Source organism: Guyparkeria halopsychrophila, from assembly GCF_044582135.1.
GTDB lineage: Bacteria > Pseudomonadota > Gammaproteobacteria > Halothiobacillales > Halothiobacillaceae > Guyparkeria.
This window is the reverse complement of the sequence record NZ_JBDODP010000027.1, coordinates 1-24,432: the sequence shown is the minus strand read 5'-3', so window position 1 is coordinate 24,432 and position 24,432 is coordinate 1. Positions and strand designations below refer to the sequence as shown.

Below are 24,432 nucleotides of genomic sequence, written 5' to 3'. Positions count from 1 at the left end.
GGCCCTTTCTATTGCTTGTCCAATAGAAAGGGCCCAAAGACAAGGACACCCCATGCCTTGGCCCTTCGGGCTTCCCTCGTCAGCGCTGGCTTGCTGTCGGGCCCGGTTCGACGCGACCTCCTGTCGCGGCGAACCTCTGGGCGGCGTCCATGCCGCCCAGACCCTGCAACCCAGCGGCGACGAGGCAAGGCGCAGGGGCCCCGGGGGTGGCGACTGCGTATCCCTTGGTGTGGATTAACCGTGTTGCCGGCTTGAACGCAGGACAGCCGCGCGGCGGCTTTCGCGGCCAAGGGCCGCTCCCACAGAGCCCCATGTAGGTTGGACTACAGTCCAACGTCGCCCGATAGGGCGACTGTTCATCTGTACGGATTGTTGGGCTAAAGCCCAACCTACAAAGATGTGGCACCGAGTCATCAGCCACGAGATTCCCCTTCGCCCTTGCCGAGCGGCCGGGGTGCCGCAGGGTCGGCGCCACATGGATGTGGCGCCGAGGTTCGCCGCGACACGACGTCGCGTCGAACCGACCCGTCCGCGGCACCCCGGACGGGAGGGAAGCCCGCAGGGCCAAGGGCGAGGGGTGCCGTTCTCTTTGGGCACTTTCTCTTGGGCAAGCAAGAGAAAGTGCCTCGCGCGCTTGGCACCGTGAGGTGGTGATGCGTACTTGCGTTGAATGCGTGCGAAATCTTCAGAAGCGGTTTAAATACTTCTAACCCCTTTTAACAATCGAGCGCAGCGGAATTGGCTTCCATTTTGAGCGCCGTGTTATATTACTTTTTCATTAAATCTCGAAGATTGTGATCACTGCATAAGTGACCCACTGCAAACATCACCTTCTTCTGCTCCATTGAGCCAAGTTTTCAAATAGGCAACTCGATCCAGGGTAAGTCTAGTCTTGTACATTGAGGAGCACATAGGAAATGAACTGCCATAATAATGGTGTTCATTGTGGTGTGGATACATCATTTCGAAATCAGCATCACGAAGCTTAATCCAAGCTAACTGTGCCTGCTTCATTTTTTCTAAAAATAGTTTGTCATCTTTGTAGATTTCTCGGATTTTTTTGTAGACTCTATTTAATTCTTTGTCTGCTGCATCGTAAGTCACGCCAGCGCATTGATTAAGTTGGGTTTGCGTCATGGCTGCTTGGAGGCACGACTGTGAGTTTCCAGCGTATGACTGACCTGCTGAAAAGATGAAGAAAACGAACATTGTTATTTTGAATTTTTTCATATCATTTCCATTAATGTAACGCTTTGCGGCAAGGGCGCGACGTCAGGAGCGTCCCCTTGCCTGCATTTGTTAGCTGCTATAGCAGCCTGTGCTTAAAAGAATGGCCATATCGACCCATCATGGTTCCGCCCACTGGGGTCCTGATGGTTTCCGGTGGCAGGCCGGTTTTCTTTTCGAAGGTTCCTGCTCGGCGGTCACAGCGTGTTTTTATTGCCATGACTGAATGGTCTCCCGTCCTGATGGACAAAAAACCCGCCTTTCGGCGGGTTTGTTCGTTCTGGCTTACCAGGTCAGGGCGCCCCCAGTTTGATAATCCGTCACCCGAGTCTCGAAGAAGTTCTTCTCCTTCTTCAGGTCGACCACCTCGCTCATCCACGGGAATGGGTTGGTCGCGCCCGGGTAGAGCTCGGCCAGGCCGATCTGGCTGCAACGGCGGTTGGTGATGAAGTGCATGTACTCCTCGCACATCTCGGCGTTCAGGCCCAGCAGGCCGTTGGGGATGGTGTCGCGGGCGTAGTCGATTTCGAGTTCGCAGGCCTCGCGCAGCATCTCGTGCACTTCGTGCTGGAAGGCGTCGCCCCACAGTTCCGGGTTCTCGATCTTGATCTGGTTGATCAGGTCGATGCCGAAGTTCAGGTGGATGGACTCGTCGCGCATGATGTACTGGTACTGCTCGGCGATGCCGGTCATCTTGTTGCGACGGCCGAGGCTCAGGATCTGCGCGAAGCCGGTGTAGAACCACATGCCCTCGAAGACCACGTAGAAGGCGACCAGGTCACGTAGGAAGTTCTGGGCGCCTTCCTGCGTGGAGGTGTTGAAGGTGCCTTCGGAGAGATCCTGGGTGTACTTGAGTGCCCAGGAGTCCTTGGCGGTGATCGACGGCACTTCGCGGTACATGTTGAACAGCTCGCCCTCGGCCAGACCCAGGCTGTCGACGATGTACTGGAAGGTGTGGGTGTGGACCGCTTCCTCGAAGGCCTGGCGCAGCAGGTACTGGCGGCACTCGGGGTTGGTGACCTGCTCGTAGACGGCCAGCACGATGTTGTTGGCGACCAGGCTCTCGGCGGTGGCGAAAAAGCCCAGGTTGCGCATCACCATGTTGCGCTCGTCCTGGGTCAAGCCGTCCTTGGACTTCCACAGGGCGAGGTCGGCCTGCATGGAGACCTCGGTGGGCATCCAGTGGTTGTTGCAACCGGCGAGGTACTTCTCCCAGGCCCACTGGTATTTCAGCGGCAGCAGCTGGTTGACGTCGGCGGTGGCGTTGATGATGCGCTTTTCCGAGACGTCGACGCGCCCGGCGTTGGCCTCGATGCCACCCAGACCGGTCTGGTCGGCGCCCTCGGCGGCCGACGGGTCGAAGTGGTGCTCCTGGCCGTCATCGTAGGCGGCCGGCATCACGTTGGTGTCGGGGGCCGATTCGTCGTTGCCTTTCTTCAGCGGGTCATTCCAATCGAGCATGTGTCTCTCCTTCTCTTTTTCCGGTGGTTGCACCGGGCCGGGCAGGGCGACTGCCCGGCGGTATTCCAATAAATCGGCGGAAGCCTTACTGGCAGGCCTCGCACTCGGGATCGTCGATGGCGCAGGCCTGCGGGCCGGCTGGCTCGGCGGACACGCCGCGCAGCTTGCCGTCGAGCTTGTTCATCGTGGTCTTCTCGATCCGCGTCTTGGAGGCAGCCCGCAGGTAGTAGGTGGTCTTGAGGCCACGCACCCACGCGAGCTTGTACATGTTGTCGATCTTCGGGCCCGACGGCTCGGCCATGTACAGGTTCAGTGACTGGGCCTGGTCGATCCACTTCTGGCGGCGCGAACCGGCCTCGATCAGCCAGCGCGGGTCGATCTCGAAGGCGGTGGCGTAGAGCTTCTTGAGCTCGTCCGGCACGCGGTCGATCGCCTGCACGGAGCCGTCGAAGTACTTGAGGTCGTTGACCATCACCTCGTCCCACAGGCCCAGATCCTTGAGATCGCGGACCAGGTAGGGGTTGACCACGGTGAACTCGCCCGAGAGGTTCGACTTGACGAACAGGTTCTCGAAGGTCGGCTCGATCGACTGCGACACGCCGCAGATGTTCGAGATGGTCGCCGTCGGTGCGATCGCCATGGTGTTGGAGTTGCGCATGCCCTGTTTCTTGATCTTCTTGCGCAGGGCGTTCCAGTCCAGGGTCTGGTCGCGGTTCATCTCCAGGTACTCACCGCGCGATTCGGCCAGCAGCTCGATCGAGTCGATCGGCAGGATGCCGCGGCTCCACAGCGAGCCCTCGTAGCTGGCATAGCGGCCACGCTCGGCGGCGAGATCGCTGGAGGCGGAGATCGTGTGGTAGCTGACCGTCTCCATGGAGCGGTCGGCGAACTCGATCGCCTCGTCGGAGCCGTAGGCGAGCTTCTGCTTGTAGAGCGCATCCTGGAAACCCATGATCCCCAGGCCCACCGGGCGGTGGCGCAGGTTGGAATTGCGCGCCTGGGGCACCGAGTAGTAGTTGTACTCGATCACGTTGTCGAGCATGCGCATGGCCGTCTTGACGGTCTGGGCCAGCTTTTCCTCGTCGATGCCTTCCTCGGTGGTGTGCTGCGCGAGGTTGACCGAGCCGAGGTTGCACACGGCGATCTCGGAGTCGTTGGTGTGCAGGGTGATCTCGGTGCAGAGATTCGAGCTGTGCACCACGCCGGCGTGCTGGTTGGTGTAACGCAGGTTGCACGGGTCCTTGAAGGTTATCCACGGGTGGCCGGTCTCGAACAGCATCGAGAGCATCCGGCGCCACAGGTTCACCGCAGGAATCTTGCGGAAGTTCTTGATCTCCCCGCGTTCTGCCTTGGCCTCGTAGGCCTCGTAGGCCTTCTCGAAGGCGGTGCCGGACAGGTCGTGCAGGTCCGGGGTCTCTGCCGGCGAGAACAGCGTCCACTCGGCTTCCTGGGCGACACGCTTCATGAACAGGTCCGGCACCCAGTTGGCGGTGTTCATGTCGTGGGTGCGGCGGCGGTCGTCACCGGTGTTCTTGCGCAGATCGAGGAATTCCTCGATGTCCATGTGCCAGGTCTCGAGGTACGCACAGACCGCGCCCTTGCGCTTGCCGCCCTGGTTGACCGCCACGGCGGTGTCGTTGGCCACCTTGAGGAACGGCACCACGCCCTGCGACTTGCCGTTGGTGCCCTTGATGTGGCTGCCCAGCGCGCGAACGCGGGTCCAGTCGTTGCCCAGGCCGCCGGCAAACTTGGACAGCAGCGCGTTGTCGCGGATCGAGCCGTAGATGCCGTCGAGGTGGTCCGGCACGGTGGTGAGATAGCAGCTCGACAGCTGCGGGCGCAGGGTGCCGGAGTTGAACAGCGTCGGGGTGCTGCTCATGAAGTCGAAGGACGACAGCAGGCGGTAGAACTCGATCGCACGCTCTTCGCGGTCGATCTCGTTGATCGCAAGCCCCATGGCCACGCGCATGAAGAAGACCTGCGGCAGCTCGAAGCGCACGTCGTCCTGGTGCAGGAAGTAGCGGTCGTAGAGGGTTTGCAGGCCCAGATAGGTGAACTGCAGATCACGCTCGTGATCGATGGCCTGGCCCAGGCGGTCGAGGTCGTACTGCTGCAGGGTCGGGTCGAGCAACTCGTGCTCGATGCCGGCCTTGATGTATTCCTTGAAGTAGTCCGGGTAGATGTTGGCCATCTCCGCCTGGGTGCAGGCGGTCACCGGGTTGTGCACGAAACGCAGCGCCTCGGTGCGCATGGAGTCGAGCAGCAGGCGGGCGGCGACCTGGGAGTAGGCCGGGTCGATCTCGATCAGGGTGCGTGCGCTCATCACCAGCGCGGTGCCCACCTCGTGGTCGGCCACACCGTCGTAGAGGTTGCGGACGGTCTCGTCGTAGACGCGCTGGTTGTCGACGCCCTTGAGCTCGCTGCAGGCCTCGTCGACTAGTCGCTTGAGACGGATGGTGTCCAGCGGGGCGCGCGTGCCGTCGAAATGGGTGACGTGGATCGTCGTGGTCTGCGGCGCCTCTTCCTGCTCTTCCGCGAGTTCGGCGGCGCGTTTCTGCGCCTGCTGCTCACGGTAGAGGACGTAGGCGCGGGCGACCTTGTGGTGGCCTTCGCGCATCAGCGCCAGTTCGACCTGGTCCTGGATGTCCTCGATGTGGACGGTGCCACCGCCCGGCAGGCGACGCTTGAGCGCCTGGTCGATCAGCGCGACCAGCGACTCGACCGTCTCGTGGACGCGTCCGGAGGCCGCAGCGCCACCCCCCTCGACGGCGAGGAAGGCCTTGGTCATGGCGACCTTGACCTTGGACGGATCGTAGGCGGTCAGCTTGCCGTTACGACGAATGACTCGTACCTGGCCCGGGGCGGCCGCGGCGCTCTCGATGCCGCTGGTCCCGCTGCCCGCGTTCTCGTGATAGGCCTGGGTCGGGGTTTCTACTGTCTGACTGGTGCTCATGCCGCTGGTCCGTCCTCTGTGTTCTGGTTCGAAGGCCCGCTGTGGGCGGGGCGCCGATTCCTTGTGGTGTCGATGGTGGTCCTTCCCGCGCCCCGGAAACCCCGAACGCGGCGGGCCGTGCTGCGATGCCCGGCCCTTGTCTGGTCGACCGGCGGGCCGATGGGCCGTTGCCGGTGCGCATCCGGGGGTGGCGACCGGGTCGATCGTTGCCCCCTCGAAGGCCTTGATTGTGGTCGCTGGTCGAACAAAGTCAACTGGGAAAATCGCAAATACTGTGCTCTGATGGAGTCAATACCACTATATGCTGTGTATTAGTTGGTGGGCAGCCTGGGGGAAGGTTCTGGGCAAGCGGTGCACAGCCTGTGGATAAACCCGGTGGAAAAGCCGGTAAGCCCGCGTCCCCGCACGGCTGTTCGGTGAGTGGTCCACCCCGTCATCAATGAAACCGTCGGGTCCGAAAAAAATTTTTGTCTTCCAGCCTTGGGGGGTGGCCCCCAACAGGGGCGCACCGGAGGTGTTTCGCCTGGGCCAATGGATCGACGCCGACCCTTCTCCTGGCCCCGGTTGGAGGGGGTGACCGCGACAGGCATAATCACTGGCATAGCGAGCCCGCGCCCGGCGCGGGCCGCCCCATCAGCTCAAGGGAGAAGGCATGCGGATTCTTGTCACCGGTGCGGCCGGTTTCATCGGCTCGACGCTGTCGGCACGGTTGCTCGAACGCGGCGACGAGGTCGTCGGTCTCGACAACCTCAACGACTACTACGACGTGAGCCTCAAGGAGGCGCGCCTGGCCCGGCTGACCGAACAGCCGGGGTTTTCCTTCGAGAAGCTGGACGTGGCCGACCGAGCGGGCATGGCCGCGCTGTTCGAGCGCCTCCAGCCCGAGCGCGTGGTGCATCTCGCCGCCCAGGCCGGGGTGCGCTACTCGATCGAGAACCCGCATGCCTACGTCGACAGCAACCTGGTCGGATTCACCAATATCCTCGAGGGCTGTCGGCATAACGGGGTGGCGCACCTGGTCTACGCCTCGTCGAGCTCGGTCTACGGCGCGAACAGCGAGATGCCGTTCTCGGTGCATCACAACGTCGACCACCCGCTGTCGCTGTATGCCGCGACCAAGAAGGCCAACGAGCTGATGGCGCACACCTACGCCTCGCTCTATAACCTGCCCACCACCGGCCTGCGTTTCTTCACCGTCTACGGGCCGTGGGGCCGGCCGGACATGGCGCTGTTCAAGTTCACCAAGAACATCCTCGAAGGCAAGCCGATCGACGTGTACAACCACGGCCACCATCGGCGCGACTTCACCTACGTCGACGACATCGTCGAGGGCGTGATCCGCACGCTCGACCATGTCGCCACGTCCAACCCCGACTGGAGCGCCGCGAACCCCGATTCCGGCACCTCGTTCGCCCCCTGGCGGGTCTATAACATCGGCAGCCACCGCCCGGTCGAACTGCTGCGCTACATCGAGCTGATCGAAGAGGCGACCGGCAAGAAGGCCGAGCTCAACCTGCTGCCGATGCAGCCGGGCGACGTACCGGATACCTACGCGGATGTCGACGATCTGAAGGCCGATGTCGGCTACGCGCCGAGCACGCCGGTCGAGGAGGGCGTGGCCCGTTTCGTCGAGTGGTATCGCGGGTACTATGGCGTTTGATGGGGACTGCTGATCGGACACACTGACGCCCCGATCCGGGGGCGTGCTCAAACCGGGGCCGGCTGAATGGCGGGCCCCGCCGGCAAGGAGCCGAGATGGCCGCGGAACTCTGGGAAATACGCGATTTCATTGCCGAGGTGCCGGCCTTCGCCGAGCTGCCCGCGGCCGCGCTCGACGCGTTGCCACGCCGGCTGACGGTGCGCTACCTGCGCCGTGGTCGTCCCTTTCCGCCCCCCGATGCCGAGCCCGGCCTGTGGATCGTGCGTAGTGGCGCGCTGGCGGTGCGCGAGCCCGACGGTCGTCTGCGCGAGAAACTCGGCGAGACCGATCTCTACCTCGAGAGCGACGAGGCGGACGAGCAAAAACCGGACACGGTAGCGGTGGTCGAGGACAGCCTGTTCTACCAGTTGCCGTTGCCGGCGTTCGAGGAGCTGGTCGAGGCCCACCCGGCATTCGCGTGGCGCTTCGAGCGCACGCGTCGCCAGCGCCTGGAGCGGGCGCTGAGCGAGTTGGGGCAGGGTGGTCGTCCGGAGTCGCTGATGGCCGCGTCGGTGGAATCGCTGCTGCGACGCGAACCGATCACCGCCACGCCGGACACCCCCATTCGCCAAGGCGCCGAGATCATGACCGAGGCACAGGTCTCGGCGCTGTTGTTGCTCGAGGACGGCCAACTGGTGGGGCTGGTCACCGATCGGGACCTGCGTCGGCGCTGCATTGCGGCGGGTGTCTCGGTCGAGGCGCCACTGCGCGAGATCATGACCGAGACCCTGATCACCGTCGCCCCGACCGCCTCGGCCTTCGAGGCCTCGCTGCTGTTCTCGCGGCACAATATCCATCACCTGCCGGTCGTCGCCGACGACGGTGCGCTGGTGGGCATCTTGTCGACCTCCGACCTGTTGCGCCACCAGGGCACGCACTCGATCCACCTGGTGCGGGACGCGATGGCGGCCCCGGACGTCGAGGCGATCGCGCGGGTGGGATCGCGCCTGCCGGATCTGGAGGCGCAGCTGGTCGCCATCGGCGCGGAGGCCGAGCCGCTGGGCGAGGCGATGGTCACGGTCACCGATGCCATGACGCGTCGGCTGACCGAATTGGCCGAGCAGGCGCTCGGTCTGGCGCCGATTGCCTGGGCCTGGGCGGCACTGGGCAGCCAGGGTCGGCGCGAGCAGACGGCGTTCACCGACCAGGACAACGCGCTGATTCTTGACGATGCCTTCGAGCCGGGGCAGCACGGCGACTGGTTCGAGCGCTTTGCCCGCTTTGTCACCGATGGTCTCGCCGCGGCTGGTCTGGAGCCCTGTCCGGGCGGCACCATGGCGACCACGCCCGACTGGCGCCAGCCCGTGGCCGGTTGGCAGGCGCAGTTTCGCGACTGGATCGAGCAGCCCGAGCCGCACTCGGTGATGCTGGCGACCAACTTCTTCGACATGCGGGTGGTGGCCGGACGTGAGTCGCTGCTCGACTTGCTTTGGGACAAGGTGCGTCCGGCGGCGCGCGAGAACACCATCTTCCAGCGCCGCCTGGCGAACAACGCGCTGGCCATCCGCATGCCGCTGGGCTTTTTCCGCCGGTTGGTGGTGGTGAACGACGAGCAGCACGATGAGCGGCTCGACCTCAAGCGTTATGGCTTGATGCCGATCGCCGATCTCGCCCGCCTGCACGCGGTCAGCTTGGGGTTGCCGGAACTGCATACCGTCCGTCGCCTGGAGGCGGCGGCCCGCGCCGGCGGCATGTCGGATCAGGCCGCCGCCGGGCTAGCGGATGCCTGGCGGCTGTTCTACGTGCTGCGTGCCCGCCACCAGGCGCGTCAGGTGCGCCGGGGTGAGCCACTCGACAACCGGCTCGACCCGGAACAGCTCTCCGGCCTGGAGCGCGATCACCTGCGCGATGCCTTCCGGGTGGTCGATGACCACCAGCGCTGGGTGCGCACCCACTTCGACGTCAGCGGCACCCGCTGAGATGGCGCGTCTTCGCCTGTCCTGGTTTCCGCACGGCACTTGGCTCGCCATGCGCCGGCGCTATCACCGTCGACGCGTGGCCGACGAGTCGCCCCTGGCGCATTTTCTTGACAGCCCCGTGGCGGACTTGGATGCCGACTGGCGCGAAGGCCAATTCCTGGTGCTCGACTTCGAGACCACCGGGCTTGATCCGGGGCAGGATCGCCTGCTGAGCGTGGGATGGGTGGTGATGCGCGGCCCGACGATCGATCTGGCCACGGCCGAGCACGAGCTGATCAACCCGATGATCGGTATCCCCGAGCAGAGCGCGGTGATTCATTGCATCACCGACGATGCCGCCGCCGAGGGGTTGCCCGAGCGCGAGGCGCTGGGTCTGGTGCTCGAGGCACTGACCGGGCGCATATTGGTGGCGCACAATGCCCGTTTCGAGATCGCGTTTCTCAATGCCGCCTGTCGGCGGCACTTTGGGGCGGGGCTCGCCATCCCGGTGATCGACACCCTGCAGCTGGCCCGGCAGGGTTTCGAACGCCGCCACCTGCATCACGGCCCGGGCGAGCTGCGCCTGGACGCCCTGCGTGGCCGCTACCACCTGCCGCGCTACCACGCGCACCACGCCCTGATCGACGCGCTCGCCACCGCCGAGCTGCACTCGGCACTTTGCCAGGACCGGGTGTCGCCCAAGGGGCGGTTGTCGGTGCGGCGGTTATTGTCAGTGCTTTGAGTTTAGGCCAGTTCGAGTGTCGGGATGCTGAAGCCCTTTCGCGGCTAAAGCCGCTCCTACCGCGAAATTAGATCGGTAGGAGCGCCTTCAGGCGCGAATGTCCCCTGAAAGGGCCTACGCCGATGCGCGTTGCCCCGGCATCACCCGCTGGTTGATGCTCTCGCGCAGGGAGAGCAGGGCGGGGATGACGAACAGCACCAGTAGGGTGGAGTAGCCCAGGCCGAAGGCGATCGAGGTGGCCATCGGGATCAGGAATTGGGCCTGCAAGGATGTCTCGAAAAGCAGCGGGGTCAGCCCGCCGATGGTGGTCAGCGAGGTCAGCATTACCGCGCGCAGACGTTGCACGGCCGCCTGTTCCAGCGCTTCGTCCACCGACAGCCCGGCAGCGAGCTGGTCGCGGTAGAAGGCCACCAGGATGATGGCGTTGTTGACCACGATCCCCGACAGGCCGAACAGGCCGAACAGCGACAGGATGGTCAGCTCGATGCCCATCGCCCAGTGGCCGAAGATCGCCCCGACCAGGCCGAACGGAATCACCGTCAGGACGATCAGCGGCATGGTCCAGGCGGAGAACACCCAGACCAGCACGATGTACATCAGCGCCAGCCCCAGGTAGAGACCGAACTTCATGTCCGCCATGGTCTCGCGCTGGTCGGCCTGGCGCCCCTCGAAGCTGTACCCGATGCCGTGGCGGCTGGCTAGATCCGGCAGGGTCTCGCGCTCGAGCGAGGCTCGCAGGTTCTCGGCGTTGGCCATTGCGCGGTTGATCTCGGCGGAGACCTCCACGGCGCGCACCCCCTCGGCATGGCGGATGGCCTCGAAGCCACGCTGCGAACCAAGCTCGACTACCTGCCGAACCGGCACGAAATTGCCGTCATCGGTGCGGATGCTCAGGTCCTCGAGCGAGCCGATCCGGCGGCGTTCGGCGCGCGGCAACAATACGCGCACCTCCACCTCATCCGGGCCGGACTGGAAGATCTGGCTGAGCGCGCCGTCGTAGGCCGCGCGCAGCTGGTTGCCGACATCGCGGGTGGTCAGGCCCAGCGCCCGCCCCTGGGCATTGACCGAAAAGGTGATCTGTTGGCGGCCGTAGGGCAGGTCGTCGCTGACATCGACCACGCCCGGCACGCCCTTGAGGGACTCGGCCAGCGAGACGGCCGCGGCCTTGAGATCGTCGGTGGTCCCGCCCTTGAGGCGCACGGTCAGATCGGCACCCGGCGGACCGCCCTGGCGCGAGCTGATCGAGAAGTTCTCCATGCCCGGCGGCACGCGGGTATTCTCCCGCCAGGTGCGGATGAACTCGGCATTACGGGTGCTGCGGGCGTCCGGCTCGACCAGTTCGATCAGGATCGAGCCGAGCTGGTCGCCCTGGGTGCCGCTCTCGGCGCCGATGGTGCCGCCCTGGCGGGTGATCGCCGTCTGCACCAGTGTCTCGCCCAGCTCCTCCTCGGTTTCGCTGAGGCTGCGTTCCAGCTCGTCCATAAAGCCGACCATGCGCTCGCGGTCGGTGCCGGCGACGAAGGTGGCGTTGGCGTAGACGATCTGCGATTCGGGGGTGGGGAAGAAGGTAAAGCCCAGCCGTCCGCCGGCGAGCAGCCCGACGGCGATGATGACGGTGCCGACGGCGGTGGCCAGGGTGACGGCCCGATGGCCGATGGCGAAGCGCACCGCGGGGCGGAAGTGGCGCTGACGGAAGTGATCGAAGCGGCGATCGAAGCCGGCGCGGAACCGAGCCATGCGGCCGGGTTGGCGGTGCTCGAGCTCGTCGTCGCGATGTCGACCACTGAAGGCGCCGCGCAGGTGACCGGGCAGCACCAGGAAGGCCTCGACCAGCGAGGCGCCGATCACGCAGATCATCACCACCGGGATGTCGCGCAGGATCTGGCCGATGGTGCCGCCGACCACCAGCAGCGGCATGAAGGCGGCGATGGTGGTCAGCGACGAGGCCATTACCGGCCAGAACATCCGCCGGGCGGCCCCTTGCGAGGCGAGCAGGGGTGCCTCGCCGTGGCGAAAGTGCGCATCGGCATCCTCGCCCACCACGATGGCATCATCCACGATCACGCCCAGGGCCATGATCAACGCGAACAGCGAGATCATGTTGATCGACCCGCCGATCAGCCACAGGATCGCCAGCGCGGCGAGAAATGCCGCCGGGATGCCCGCCGCCACCCAGAAGGCCACCCGCCCGGGCAGGAACAGGTACAAGAGGACCAGGACCAGGATCAGGCCACCCGCCCCGTTGGTGACCAGCAGATTGATTCGATCGCGGATCAGTTGCCAGGACTGGTCATAGGCCTTGAGGTGCAAGCCGGGCGGCAGGGTCGGGCGGGTCTCGTTGATCCATTGCTGCAGGGCGCGCGCCGACTCGAGGCTGTCGCCGTGCTCGGCGCGCTGGAGCACCAGTTCGGCCGCCGGCATGCCATCAAAGCGCATCAGCAGCGAATCCCGGCGCGGCTCCTGCAGGATGTGGGCGATCTGGTCGAGGTCCAGTCGGGCCTGCGGGCTGCTGATCACCGACAGGTTGGCGAATTCCAGTGGGCGGCGGCGTTGCTCGACGGCGCGCAGTTCGCGTCCACCATCGGCGCTGCCGAACTCGCCCGCCGGTACGTCGCGCGATAGGGCATCGATGGTTTCAGATAGCTGCGGCAGGGATTGTCCCAGCGACACCAGCGAGGCCGAGGGCACCTCGATGGCAATCTGCTGCTGGGGGATGCCGTTGACGGCGACCCGGTCGATGCCCCGGTCGATCAGCTCGCGTTCGAAGCGATCGACCCACTGGCGCAGCGCGCTACGCTCGACATCGCCGTAGACCAGCAGTCGCGCGACCGGATCGAATTTGGGGGCCCGACTGATCTGCGGATTTTCCGCGTCGGCCGGGAAGTTGCGGAAGGTGTCGACCTGCTCGCGCACGTCGTTGAGCGCAAGCACCGGATCGGTGCCCTGCAGGAATTCCAGCGTGATGGTGGAAATGCCCTGCGCGGAGGTGGAGGTCATGGTGTCCACGTCCGGCACGGCGCGCAGGCGCTCCTCGAGCGGGTTGGTGATGCCGCGCTCGACGTCCTCGGCCGAGGCGCCGGACCAGACCACCGAGACATTCACGATGTCGACCGCGAAATTGGGGAAAAACTGGATGTTCATCCGCGAGATGGCGAACAGCCCGCCGAGGATCATCAGCAGCATCACCAGGTGCGCGGCCACCCGGTGACGGGCAAAGCGCTCCAGGATGCCCTGCGGTTGCCCGTCGGTCATTCCGTCGCCTCGGTGCCGCCGGTGCCATCCGATTCGGCGTCATCGGCCTCCCAGCGCACCTTCAGGCCGTCGACGGCGTTGGGCAGCTGCGTGGTGGCCAGGCGGTCGCCCGGCGACAGCGACGGGGCGCGCACGAGCAGGGTGCCGTTATCACCGGACATGTCATCACCGCGGTATTCGCCCAGCCGCTCGACCTGCACGCGTTCGAGCCGTTCCTCGTCGATGCGGTAGACGTGATCGTTGCCGTACAGGGCGCTGTGGGGGATCGCGACGGCCTCATCGATGGCGGGCATCTCGAGTTCGATGGTGAGCACCTGGCCGGTGCGCAGTGAATCGTTGGGGTCGACGAAGCGGAACAGCCCGGTGGCCCCCTGACCGCTCGCCTCGGCGGCGATGCGTTCGAGCTCGAGTGCTGCGTCGGTTTCGCGTGCTGCGTCGGTTTCGCGTGCCCGGGCCTGGGGCGGATTGCCGGCGCGCAGGGCCTCGAGCATGACCGCGACCCGCGTGGAGGGGATCAGGGCGCGCAACTCGAAGCCGCTCCACGGATAGAAGCTCAACAGGGTGGCATTGGCGCCGACCTGGGCCCCCGGCGTGACCTCGACGTTGCCGACCAGGCCGTCGGCGGGGGCCGCGACGCGGGCGCGCTCCAGGTCTCGTTCCGCCGCCATCACGTCCGCCTCGGCGGCGTCACGTCGGGCCTCGAGCCCGGCGATACGGGCATCGAATGTCGACAAGCGCTCGCGCCGGGTATTGAGCGCGAGTCGGGCCTGGCTGAGGGTGTCTCGGGCGGTGTCGACGTCGGCTTGCGAGGTAAGGTTGCGACCCTGGAGGTTGCGAGTCCGCGACAGGGCGGTCTCGGCGTTCTCGACGATTTGCTGTTCGAGGGCCAGCGCCTGCCGATCGGATTCGTGTTGCGCGCGCACCTCGCGAATCTGCGCCTCGAGATCGGCGAGATTGGCCTTGGCGCGTGACAGGGCCGGCTCGAAATCCCGGCGATCGAGTTCGACCAAGCGGGTGCCTTCGGTGACCGACTCGCCGTCCTCGACCGGCACGGCGGCGACGCGCGCGGACAACGGGGCATTGATCGAGAGCCGGTCGGGATTGGCGACCTCGCCGTGGAGGGTCAGTACAGGGTGTCGTGTGGCCGGCTCGACTTGCATGGTCTCGACCAGCCACGCGCGCTCCTCTGGCATGGGCTGGGGCGCGTCGGGGCGACTGGCCTTCAGAGCGAGAAAGGCCGCGATGGCGATGGCGAGGATCAGCAGGGGAAGCAGGAAACGAAACAGCCAGCGCCGCTGTCGGGGGGAGCGTGTCGGGGTATCGGATGGCTGCATGGTGTTCCGCTGGTCCTTCGCGCTGGCAACTGGACGGGGTGATCGGGTGGCAATCACTGAATCGAGCGCCCGAAGCATAGCAAATCGCCTCGGGGTTTGCGCCGATCGGCTAATGACAGATCAGTAAAACTAATCCGTCATGTAGTGTCCTTACGACTTGCCCAGCATGGCACGGATCGCCGTCATCGCCTCGGCGGCGGTCGCCCGGTTTTCCTCGTCGCTTTTCTGAACGCCAATGCCTTCCCAGCGGAGCAGGTCGGCTTCGACCTCCTCGAGAAAGCGACTGGGCTGCACGTCGCGCCACTGCCCGTACCGTCGCCGTCGCCGCGTCAGCGTGAAGGTCAGGCTGCGCTGGGCGCGGGTAATGCCGACGAAGCACAGGCGGCGCTCCTCGGCCAGCCGCTCCTCTTCCTGGCAGTCGTGGTGGGGCAGAAGGTCTTCCTCCATGCCCGTGAGATAGACATGCGGGAACTCCAGGCCCTTGGCGGCGTGCAGGGTCAGCAGGCGCACGGCGTTGTCGTCCTGGTCGCGGGTCTTCTGCTCGAGGATGCCCAGCAGGCTCATCTTCTGCACCAGCTCGGTCAGCGAAAGCGACTCACCGCTGTCGTTGTCCACGGCGATCCGCTCGGTCCACTCAAGCCAATCCTGCAGGGTGGTCCAGCGACGTTCGGCGGCCTTGGCGCTGTTTTCCTGTTCACGCAGATAGCCGAAGTAGTCGATTTCCTCGAGCATTCTGCGCATCGCCTCGGCGGCGGGCTGTTGGTCCATGCGCGCCCGGGTGGCGTCCAGCCAGTCGAGGAACTGGGTCAGCTGGTGGTGCACGCGGGTATCGATTCGTTGGGCGGCGGTCACCGATCGGGCGGCGGCCGCGAGATGGACGTGGCGTTCGCGGGCGATCTGCCCCAGGCGTTCGAGGGTGGTCGGGCCGATGCCGCGTCGTGGGGTGTTGATGATGCGCAGCAACGCGGCATCGTCGGAGGGGTTGGCCATCAGGCGCAGGTAGGCCATGGCGTCCTTGACCTCGGCGCGTTCGAAGAACGACTGCCCGCCGGTGAGGATGTAGGGGATCGAGAGCTTGCGCAGCTGCTGCTCGATCAGTCGCGCCTGGTGGTTGCCCCGGAACAGGATGGCGAAGTTGCGGTAGGGCGAGTCGTCCTTGAAGTGCCGGTGCAGGATGTCGGTGGCGATGCGCTCGGCCTCGTCCTCGGCGGTATCGCAGACCAGCACCCGGTGCGCTTCGCCGGGGCCCACCGCGCTCCAGAGCGTCTTGGGCTGGGTGGTCGGGTCGTTGGCGATCAGCTGGTTGGCCGCGGTGAGCACGGTGTTCACCGAGCGATAGTTCTGCTCGAGCTTGACGGTGGTCAGCCCCGGGAAATCGCGCGCTAGATGGACGAGATTTTCCGGCCGCGCCCCGCGCCAGGCATAGATTGACTGGTGGTCGTCGCCCACGGCCGTCAGGCGGCCGAGCTTGCCCACCAGCAGGCGGACCAGTTCGTACTGGCTGGCGTTGGTGTCCTGGTATTCGTCGACCAGCAGGTAACGCACCCGGTGCTGCCAGCGCTCGCGGGCCTCGGGATCGTCGCGCAGCAGTTCGACCGGGCGCTTGATCAGGTCGTCGAAATCGAGCGCGTTGCAGGCCGTCAGTTGGCGGGCGTAGTCACTGTAGAGGGAGGCGCAGGCGGCCTGCACCTCGTCGGCGCTGATTCCCGCGGCCTGGTTTGGGGTGAGCAGGTCGTTCTTCCACTGCGATATCTGCCACTGCGCCTCCTTGGGCTCGATCATGCCCGCGGCCGAGTCGTTCTGCTGCAGCAGCGACTTGATCAGGTTGAGGCTATCCTCGGCATCGAGGACGGTGAACCCGGGGCGCAGGCCGAGCGTGCGGATCTCGCGGCGGATCAGGTTCAGCCCGAGCGTGTGGAAGGTCGAGATATTGAGCCCGCGGCGGCGTTCGGCCGGTAGGCGTTTGCCGATCCGTTCGCCCATCTCGCGGGCGGCCTTGTTAGTGAAGGTCACCGCCCAGATACCGCGTGCAGGCACGCCCTTGGACTCGATCAGGTGGACGATCTTCTCCACGATCACGCGCGTCTTGCCCGACCCGGCGCCGGCCAGTACCAGCAGCGGCGAGTCGATGTGCCGCACGGCGGCCTGTTGTTCCGGGTTCAGCCCTTGCATGGGGCCAACGGGGGACGGTGGGGACGGGCGGTGGCCGCCTCGAGCAGGGCGGCGGTGAGAATCAGCGCGCCGCCGATCCAGATATGGGCACCGTGGATGCGATCGCCCAGCCAGGTGGCCGAGGCGACGGCCACCAGAAGCTCCAAGGTCATGAGGATGGCCGTGCGCGAAGCGGGCAGGCGCTCGACGGCGTACTGCGTGGCCAGCACGGCGGCCAGCAGCATGGTCGCCCCGTAGAGTGCACTGCTACCCACCGCCGAGAGCGTCGGGGTCACGCCGAACTCGCTGGAGACGGACCAGGCAATCAGGCCGAGCACCATGGTCGAGCCCTGCATCAGGGTGAGCTTGATCGGGATGGGCTGCTCGTGGAGAAACCGGAACAGGGTGTTGGCCGCGGCCAGCGTAAAGCCCGCGATCAGCGCGAACAGGTCCGCGGCCCGCAGGCCGTTACCGAAGTCCGGCCCGAGGATCAGGAATGCCCCTGCCAGTGCACTGATCACCGCCAGCACGCGGGCGGGTGTCAGCGGTTCCTTGAGGAAAAAGCGGCCGAAGAGCACGCCCCAGGCGGGGATCAGGAAAAAGAGCATCATCGAGCGGACGACGTCGCCGTAGACCATCGCCATGGTGAAGCCCACGCCCGAGACCCCGGCGGCGAAGGCCAGCAGGGCAAGCCATTCCCAGTTCAGGCGGCTGATCGGCGGACGGGTCGGATCGTGCCAGGCGCGACAGGCGAACGGCAGGACGATCAGCCATTGCGCGGCGTAGGCGATCACGGTGAGCAGGATCGGGCCGATACCCAGCGCGTGGGCGTATTTGAGCCAGATCCAGGTCAGGCCCCACAGGGTGGAGCCCGACATCAGGATGAGCGTGGGCGGGACACGCTCGCCCGCTGTCATCGCGGGCGACACGTCAGGTGCGCCGTAGAGGTTGGCGGTTCATGCCGGAGGTCACGAGCCGTCGACCCAGGCCCGCGCGTTCTCGAACAGGCGCAGCCACGGTCCGCGATCGGTGTCCGGGTCGCGCTGATCGGTTGACCAGCGATCCGGACGCCAGGAGAGTTGGCTGGCCCGCCAGACGCGTTCGGGGTGCGGCATCATGATGGTGAAGCGCCCGTCCTCGGTGGTAAAGCCGGTCTCGCCGGCGGCCGAGCCGTTGGGGTTCGCCGGGTATTGTTCGGTGGCGATGCCGTGGCCGTTAACGTAGCGCAGGGCGGTGAACGCCTGCTCGGCGTCTTCCGGCCGGCGGTAGGCCACCCGACCCTCGCCGTGGGCGACCGTGATCGGCAGGCGGCTGCCCGCCATGCCGGCCAGCAGCACCGACGGCGACTGCGGCACTTCGACCAGTGAGAGGCGCGCCTCGAACTGCTCGGAGCGGTTGCGCAGGAAACGCGGCCAGTGACCGGCGCCCGGGATCAGGTCGCCCAACTGCGAGAACATCTGGCAACCGTTGCACACGCCCAGGCCGAAGGTGTCGTCGCGCTCGAAGAACGCCTGCATGGCGTCACGGGCACGATCGTTGTAGCGGATCGCGTGCGCCCAGCCCGAGCCGGCGCCGAGCACGTCACCGAAGGAGAAGCCACCGCAGGCGACCAGGCCCTTCATGTCGGTCAGATCGTGGTGTCCGGCAATCAGGTCGGCCATGTGCACGTCGACGGCCTCGAAGCCGGCGGCGGTGAAGGCGGCGGCCATCTCGATCTCGCCGTTGACGCCCTGTTCGCGCAGGATCGCGATCCGGGGGCGGGTGCCCGTGGCGATCATCGGCGCGGCGAGCGACTCGCTGACATCGAAGCGCGCCTCGGCGCCGGCGAGTTGCGGGTCGTCCAGGTCGGTCGCCGCGGCATAGGCCTGTTCGGCGGTTTCCGGGTTGTCGCGCAGGGCGCACAGGTGGAACGAGGTCGCCGACCAGATGGCTTTGAGATCGGTCAATGTGCGGTCGATCACGGTCTTGCCGCGCCATTCGACGTGGACCTGCGGCTTGGCGACCGCGCGGCCCAGCTCGATCAGGGCCTCGCCCAATCCGGCGGCCTCGAACTGCTCGCGGATGAACGCGGCATCGCCCGCCTTGACCTGAAAGACGGCACCGACCTCCTCGGCGAACAGGCCGGCCATGGGGTCGCCGCCGACTCCGTCGATCGAGAGATCGAGCCCGCAGCGGCCGGCAAAGGCCATTTCCAGCAGGGTGGTGATCGCCCCGCCGTCACTGCGGTCGTGGTAGGCGGTGAGATAGCCCAGGTGGTTGAGCTCCTGGATCAGGTCGAAGAATGCCTTGAGCGGCGCCGGGGCGATGTCCGGCGTGGTTGAGCCGGTCGCGTTGTAAACCTGCGCGAGCGCCGAGCCACCCAGGCGGTTCTGACCTAGCCCGAGGTCGACCAGGAACAGGCGGTTGTCGGTATCCGAGACCAGTTCCGGGGTCAGCGTGCGGCGCACGTCGCTCACCGGGGCGAAGCCGGTGACCACCAGCGAGACCGGCGAGGTGACCGTCTTTTCGGTCTTGCCGTCCTGCCAGCGGGTCTTCATCGACAGCGAGTCCTTGCCCACCGGGATGCTGATCCCGAGTGCCGGGCAGAACTCCATGCCGACGGTGCGCACGGTGTCGAACAGTCGCGCGTCCTCGCCCTCATGCCCACAGGCGGCCATCCAGTTCGCCGACAGCTTGATGCGGTCGGTGCCGTCGATAGCAGTGCCGGCGAGATTCGTGACCACCTCGGCCAGCGCCAGCCGCGCGGAGGCCGGGGCGTCGAGTAGGGCGACCGGGGCGCGCTCGCCCATGGCCATTGCCTCGCCGTGATGGTGGTAGAAATCGGTCGAGGTGACCGCGCTGTCGGCCACCGGCACCTGCGCCGGCCCGACCATCTGGTCGCGGGCGACCAGGCCGCCGACCGAGCGGTCGCCGATGGTGATCAAAAAGCTCTTGTCACCGACGCCGGGCAGGGCCAGGACTCGATCAAGCGCGGCGTTGATTTCAACGCCGTCGAGATCGAGCTCGATGGCGGCGTGCGGCTGGTGTTTGACGTCGCGGTGCATCTTCGGCGGGTGGCCGAACAGCGTCTGCATCGGCAGATCGACCGGGTTGTCGCCGAAGTGCGGGTCGGCGACCTGCAGGTGCTGTTCCGCGGTGGCCGTGCCGACCACCGCGAACGGCGCGCGCTCGCGGTCGCACAGGGCGGCGAAGCGCTCGAGGTCACCGGGCTGGATCGCCAGCACATAGCGTTCCTGCGACTCGTTGCACCAGATGGCCAGCGGCGTCATGCCCGGCTCGTCGTTGGGAATCTGGCGCAGGTCGAAGCTGCCGCCCATGCCGGCATCGTTGATCAGTTCGGGCAGGGCGTTGGACAGGCCGCCGGCGCCGACGTCGTGGATCGAGACGATCGGGTTGGTATCGCCGAGCGAGATGCAGCGGTCGATCACTTCCTGGACGCGCCGTTCCATCTCCGGGTTGGCGCGCTGCACCGAGGCGAAATCCAGCTCGGCGTGGCCGGCACCGGAGTCCTGCGAGGAGGCGGCCCCGCCGCCGAGACCGATCTGCATGGCCGGGCCGCCCAGCACGATCAGCAGGTGGCCGGGGGCGATGGGTTCCTTCTCGATCAGGTTGGGGCGGATCACGCCGACGCCGCCGGCGATCATGATCGGCTTGTGGTAACCCCAGGCGTGACGTTGGTGCGCGCCTTCGTCCTCGCCGGTGTTCATCTCCAGGGTGCGGAAGTAGCCGCCGAGCGCCGGGCGTCCGAATTCGTTATTGAATGTCGCCGCGCCGATGGGACCGTCGAGCATGATCTCCAGCGGGCTGACGATGCGGTCCGGGCGGCCGACGTCCGCGGTGGCCGCCTCCCAGGGTTGCGGCAATTCCGGGATGCGCAGGTTGGAGACCGAGAAGCCGCTCAGGCCGGCCTTGGGCTTGCCGCCCCGGCCGGTCGCGCCCTCGTCGCGGATCTCGCCGCCGGCACCGGTGGCGGCACCCGGATCGGGCGAGATGGCGGTGGGGTGGTTGTGGGTCTCGACCTTGGCGAGAAAGTCGATGCGTTCGTCGACCGTCTCGTAGTTGCCGGTGACCGGATTGACGGCAAAGCGGGTGCCATCCTGGCCCTGGAGGACCGCGGCGTTGTCCTTGTAGGCCGACAACGTGCCCTCGGGGTGGCGCTGATGGGTGTTGCGGATCATCGCGAACAGCGACAGGTCGCGGTCCTCGCCGTCGATGGTCCAGCCGGCGTTGAAGATCTTGTGGCGGCAGTGCTCGGAGTTCGCCTGCGCGAACATCATCAGTTCGACGTCGGTGGGATCGCGATCGAGTCGACGGTAGGCGTCGGCGAGGTAATCGACCTCGTCGCCACTGAGGGCCAGCCCCATGCGTTGGTTGGCCGCGGCAATCGCACCCTCGGCATCGTCACCCAGAGTGATACGCGACAGCGGCGCGGGTTGCGCGTGGGTAAACAGGGCCTCGAGTGACGCCTCATCGCTGTAGACCGACTCGGTCATGCGGTCGTGCAGCACCTCGAGCAGGGCCGGACGCCAGTCGAAGTCATCAACGTTGATCGAATGCCCGGATACCGCGAACTCGATGCCCCGCTCGATACGCCCGATGCCGTCCAGACCGCAGATCCGCGCAATGTCGGTGGCCTTGCTCGACCACGGCGAGATGGTGCCCGCGCGCGGCGCGACCACGATCCGCGGCCAGGTATCCGACCATTTTTCCACCGGCTCGCCGTAGTCGAGGAGTTCCTCGAGCCGGGCCTCGCCTACCTGCCCGCCGTCGGTGCGGTCGACCAGGTGCACGAACCGGGCGTGCACGGCCTCGATCCCGGGATGGATGGCCGCCAGTCGCTGCTGGAGCTTGGCGAGGCGAAACGGGGATCGAGCGGCGTTACCGGTAATAATTCGCATAGGTCGGTCGGGCGTGTGGCCTGGGTCGGTGTGTGTCAGGTGCCCAAGCAGGTCTCGCGCGTAATTAAAGACGCGAAACGCGCTCGCAGGGCGGTCCGTGCTGAGGACGCGAATTGTACAACAGCCAGTCGCCGACCTCGGCAGGATCTGGGGGAAATGGCCTGTCGAATAGTTAGTGCACGCCGCGCGGCCATCGATGGGTCGGACCGGCCGTCAGTCAATGCGGGAATGGTATTCAGGCCGTCTTTCGCATGCGATCAGGCCAGGAAGAGGGCCCGCCAGTCACGATTGTCGCTACGCGGCAGATCAGGCTTTGCCTCGGGCATCGGCAGTTCGATGCCGATCTGGCATTCGTCATCTTCCAGGCGTCGATACCAGATGACCTCGCCAAGCAGGTAGAACGGCTCGGCATTCTCTTCCAGTCGAGCCACCACCTCGACCCCGGTGCCGGGTTGGATTCGGTCGGCCCAGTCGACATCGCAGCAGAGGTTCAGCCCGTTGGCGCTGATGTCGATGATTCGTCCCCGACCGACCGGGTGAGATTCCCCAAGCAGGCGCAACAGACCGTTGCCGGTCTTGTCGAGCCGCATGAAGTCGCGGCGATCGCGGTGGTGTTTGTCATCATCAGGGCGGCTCGCGGAATCAGTGTTCATCGCGATGCTCCCCCAGTCGGTCGCGCAGGTCGGCGAGCGCGCGGGCAAACCGCGGGTTGCCGAAGACCGGCCGGGTGCGATCGGCGAACAGGTCGTCGAGCACCTGGCCGACGGGGAGATTTAGCTTGGCCTGTCCCGTGCGGTTGGCAAAGCTGACCACGCCGTTGTCGGGATCGAGGTCTCGAATTTTGAGGCGACGCAGGGCACGCCCGGGTCCGGTGTAGACCTCGAACCACTCCTCACTTGTGCCCTGTTGCCGGAAAAATGCCTGAACGACACCGAGCGAGGCAAGCAGCAGCCCGTCGGTGGGGATGTCGCTGGCGGCGGGTTCCGGTGCGCTGTGGGTCGCGTCCTGGGCCGGTCTGTCCAGGTTATCCACGTCAGTCGGGCCATCATCCGGGGTTTGATCCTGGGTTTGATCCGGAATGATGGCGGCACTCGGTGTGGCCGAGGCTGCCGGTGGCGACTGCGCCTCGACGACCGGCGGGAGAGTGCTTGGCGAGTCGACCGCAGACGACTCCGTTGCCGGGTCGTCGATTACGGCATTTGTCGGCGATTGGTCGGTCGCCGTTGATTTCGTACTTGGCGCCTCGGGCATGTCCGGACTGTTGCGGCTTTGCGCGTCGAGATACTCGATGAAGGCGTCGAGGGCGTGCTGCTCATCGGTGAGCAGACCGTCGCTGGTCTGGTCGTTGAACACCCGCGAGGCCTCGCGGGCAAATGCCTTGACCTCTTCCGGGCCCAGGGTGGGGTCGAGTTGCAGGGTCAGTGCCTCCTGGAGCAGACCGATGATCCCGGCCCAGGGGGCGCTTTGCCGGCCCTGGTTGATCATGGTGCGAACCATGAAGGGCTCGAACACGTCGACAAGCAAGGCGCGTGTGGGCGTGCGCACGGGCATGTCGTTGGTGTGGCCGGCGAGGATCTTGCCAACCCGGACTCGGCAGCGTTCTTCGATCTGTGCCAGGCGCTCGTGCGCGGGAGTGATTGCCGGCTCGGTCGATTCGATCGCCTTGCCGCGCGAGATGTCGCGCAGGCGCTCGGCGAGCGCGTCGAGCTCGGCGGGATTATCCAGCACGGTCTGCTGGATGGGGCCGAGGATGGTCGCGGTCGATTCGATGTCCGGCTTGAGATCCGGGTCCGAGCCGATCAGGGCGAGCAGGTTGAGAATGCGGCGCATCGGGTGATCGGCATCGGAGAGGAAATGCCGATCCCTCGAGGCGAGCAGCAACACCGCGAGTTGCAGCGTGGCGATCTGCCGGCGGTGACGCGGATCGATCAGTCCATCATTGAGCACGTCGCCCAGGGTCATGCCGACCAGTCGAATCACTTCCCGGCTGCGGGCCGGCCAGTTGCCGGCGGGCAGGGTGGGTTCGAGGCGGTCGCGAATGAAGGCCGCGAAATCGTCGGCGCGCCAGTCCTGATCGCGCTCGAAGCGGAACAGGTACTGGTCGTCCCCGCCTATGCTGGCGCGAACCAATGGCTCCAGTCGGTCGGCCAGTGCCTTGGGTGAGGGGCCGAGGTGTTGCGGTACGTCGGGCACGGTCGGCCGGGCGGTGGGTGGCGCGACGAGAGGAGCCGAGTCGGCCAGCGGGTCGCGCAGTCGCTTGATGCCGGGTAACACGCCCACCTGGATCAGGTAGTCATTGAGTACCGAGTAGATCGGCGTGAGGCGGAACAGCACCTGCTCGGCCCACTGGGCGATCAATCGGTACCGAACGCTATCGGGCAGTTCGCGCGTCTGGGCAAGAAAGGCGCGGCTGATCGACTCGAGCGTGAACATCCCGGCGGGGACGTTCTCCGGGTCATCGTTGTGCAGTTGACCGACACGCGCCTCGAACTGGGTGTGCTCGATGCCGCAACGTTGACCGGCCTCGGCGAGATGGTCTTCAAATTTCAGTGCACGGGTGCGGTCGCCGATCAGTTGATGCCAGTCGGCTTGTTGCCAGTCGGCTGCCGGTTCGAGCAGGGTCTGGGCAAAGGCACGATAGAAGGCCTCCTGCTCGCTTCGAGAATGGGCAATGGCCTCGAACGCCTCGGCCCGTTGATCGCTGTCGGTTGCCGACGAGGCCTGGTCGAACAGTTGCCGTTCGACCTGGGCAAACAATCGTTTGATGCCTTCGTGCAATGCCGCGCCCATCAAACGCGCCAATTCGTCGCGGACCTG

13 protein-coding genes are annotated in these 24,432 nt (G+C 65.9%); 3 read left to right on the top strand and 10 right to left on the bottom strand.

What is annotated here, in order from left to right; genetic code table 11:
• Window positions 1-798: 798 nt before the first annotated feature.
• The 3 genes from ABGV18_RS10535 to ABGV18_RS10525 all read right to left on the bottom strand — a co-directional run bounded on the left by ABGV18_RS10535 (window position 799) and on the right by ABGV18_RS10525 (window position 5,641).
• The gene (locus ABGV18_RS10535) at window positions 799-1,230 is read right to left on the bottom strand and encodes a lysozyme inhibitor LprI family protein (protein ID WP_396581541.1); all 432 of its coding nucleotides are present in this window, start codon (window positions 1,228-1,230) and stop codon (window positions 799-801) included.
• Window positions 1,231-1,512: 282 nt separating this feature from the next.
• Window positions 1,513-2,688, bottom strand: a complete 1,176-nt coding sequence (locus tag ABGV18_RS10530) for a ribonucleotide-diphosphate reductase subunit beta (protein WP_396586004.1) — start codon at window positions 2,686-2,688, stop codon at window positions 1,513-1,515.
• Window positions 2,689-2,773: 85 nt separating this feature from the next.
• Entirely contained in the window at window positions 2,774-5,641 is a 2,868-nt protein-coding gene (locus tag ABGV18_RS10525; protein WP_396586003.1) for a ribonucleoside-diphosphate reductase subunit alpha, read from the bottom strand.
• Window positions 5,642-6,293: 652 nt separating this feature from the next.
• Here ABGV18_RS10525 and ABGV18_RS10520 point away from each other — a divergent pair.
• The 3 genes from ABGV18_RS10520 to ABGV18_RS10510 all read left to right on the top strand — a co-directional run bounded on the left by ABGV18_RS10520 (window position 6,294) and on the right by ABGV18_RS10510 (window position 9,980).
• The gene (locus ABGV18_RS10520; protein ID WP_396586002.1) at window positions 6,294-7,301 is read left to right on the top strand and encodes an NAD-dependent epimerase; all 1,008 of its coding nucleotides are present in this window, start codon (window positions 6,294-6,296) and stop codon (window positions 7,299-7,301) included.
• Between the two features lie 95 nt (window positions 7,302-7,396).
• Window positions 7,397-9,259 (top strand): DUF294 nucleotidyltransferase-like domain-containing protein, encoded by a 1,863-nt coding sequence (locus ABGV18_RS10515; RefSeq protein ID WP_396586001.1) that lies wholly within the window; start codon window positions 7,397-7,399, stop codon window positions 9,257-9,259.
• Window position 9,260: 1 nt separating this feature from the next.
• Window positions 9,261-9,980 carry a 3'-5' exonuclease gene (locus ABGV18_RS10510; RefSeq protein WP_396581546.1) on the top strand — a complete coding sequence of 240 codons (720 nt, stop codon included), beginning with the start codon at window positions 9,261-9,263 and terminating at the stop codon, window positions 9,978-9,980.
• A gap of 114 nt (window positions 9,981-10,094) precedes the next feature.
• Here the strand turns inward: ABGV18_RS10510 and ABGV18_RS10505 are convergent, their stop codons facing one another.
• The 7 genes from ABGV18_RS10505 to ABGV18_RS10475 form a co-directional block, all read right to left on the bottom strand.
• Entirely contained in the window at window positions 10,095-13,232 is a 3,138-nt protein-coding gene (locus ABGV18_RS10505) for an efflux RND transporter permease subunit (protein WP_396586000.1), read from the bottom strand.
• A complete protein-coding gene (locus ABGV18_RS10500; RefSeq protein WP_396585999.1) occupies window positions 13,229-14,566 on the bottom strand; it encodes an efflux RND transporter periplasmic adaptor subunit in 1,338 nt (445 codons plus the stop codon). Before ABGV18_RS10500 ends, ABGV18_RS10505 begins: the two co-directional genes overlap by 4 nt.
• Window positions 14,567-14,716: 150 nt before the next feature.
• On the bottom strand, window positions 14,717-16,738 hold the full coding sequence (locus ABGV18_RS10495; RefSeq protein WP_396585998.1) for a UvrD-helicase domain-containing protein: 2,022 nt from the start codon (window positions 16,736-16,738) through the stop codon (window positions 14,717-14,719).
• Complete coding sequence (locus tag ABGV18_RS10490) at window positions 16,726-17,634, bottom strand: EamA family transporter (protein WP_396585997.1); 909 nt, start codon at window positions 17,632-17,634, stop codon at window positions 16,726-16,728. Before ABGV18_RS10490 ends, ABGV18_RS10495 begins: the two co-directional genes overlap by 13 nt.
• 51 nt (window positions 17,635-17,685) lie before the next feature.
• Window positions 17,686-21,615, bottom strand: coding sequence for a phosphoribosylformylglycinamidine synthase (purL, locus tag ABGV18_RS10485; RefSeq protein ID WP_396585996.1), 3,930 nt, complete (start codon window positions 21,613-21,615; stop codon window positions 17,686-17,688).
• A gap of 257 nt (window positions 21,616-21,872) precedes the next feature.
• On the bottom strand, window positions 21,873-22,268 hold the full coding sequence (locus ABGV18_RS10480) for a PilZ domain-containing protein (RefSeq protein WP_396585995.1): 396 nt from the start codon (window positions 22,266-22,268) through the stop codon (window positions 21,873-21,875).
• Window positions 22,258-24,432 (bottom strand): DUF1631 family protein (locus ABGV18_RS10475; RefSeq protein WP_396585994.1); only part of this gene is annotated, 2,175 nt, incomplete at its 5' end. The genes ABGV18_RS10475 and ABGV18_RS10480, both read right to left, overlap by 11 nt.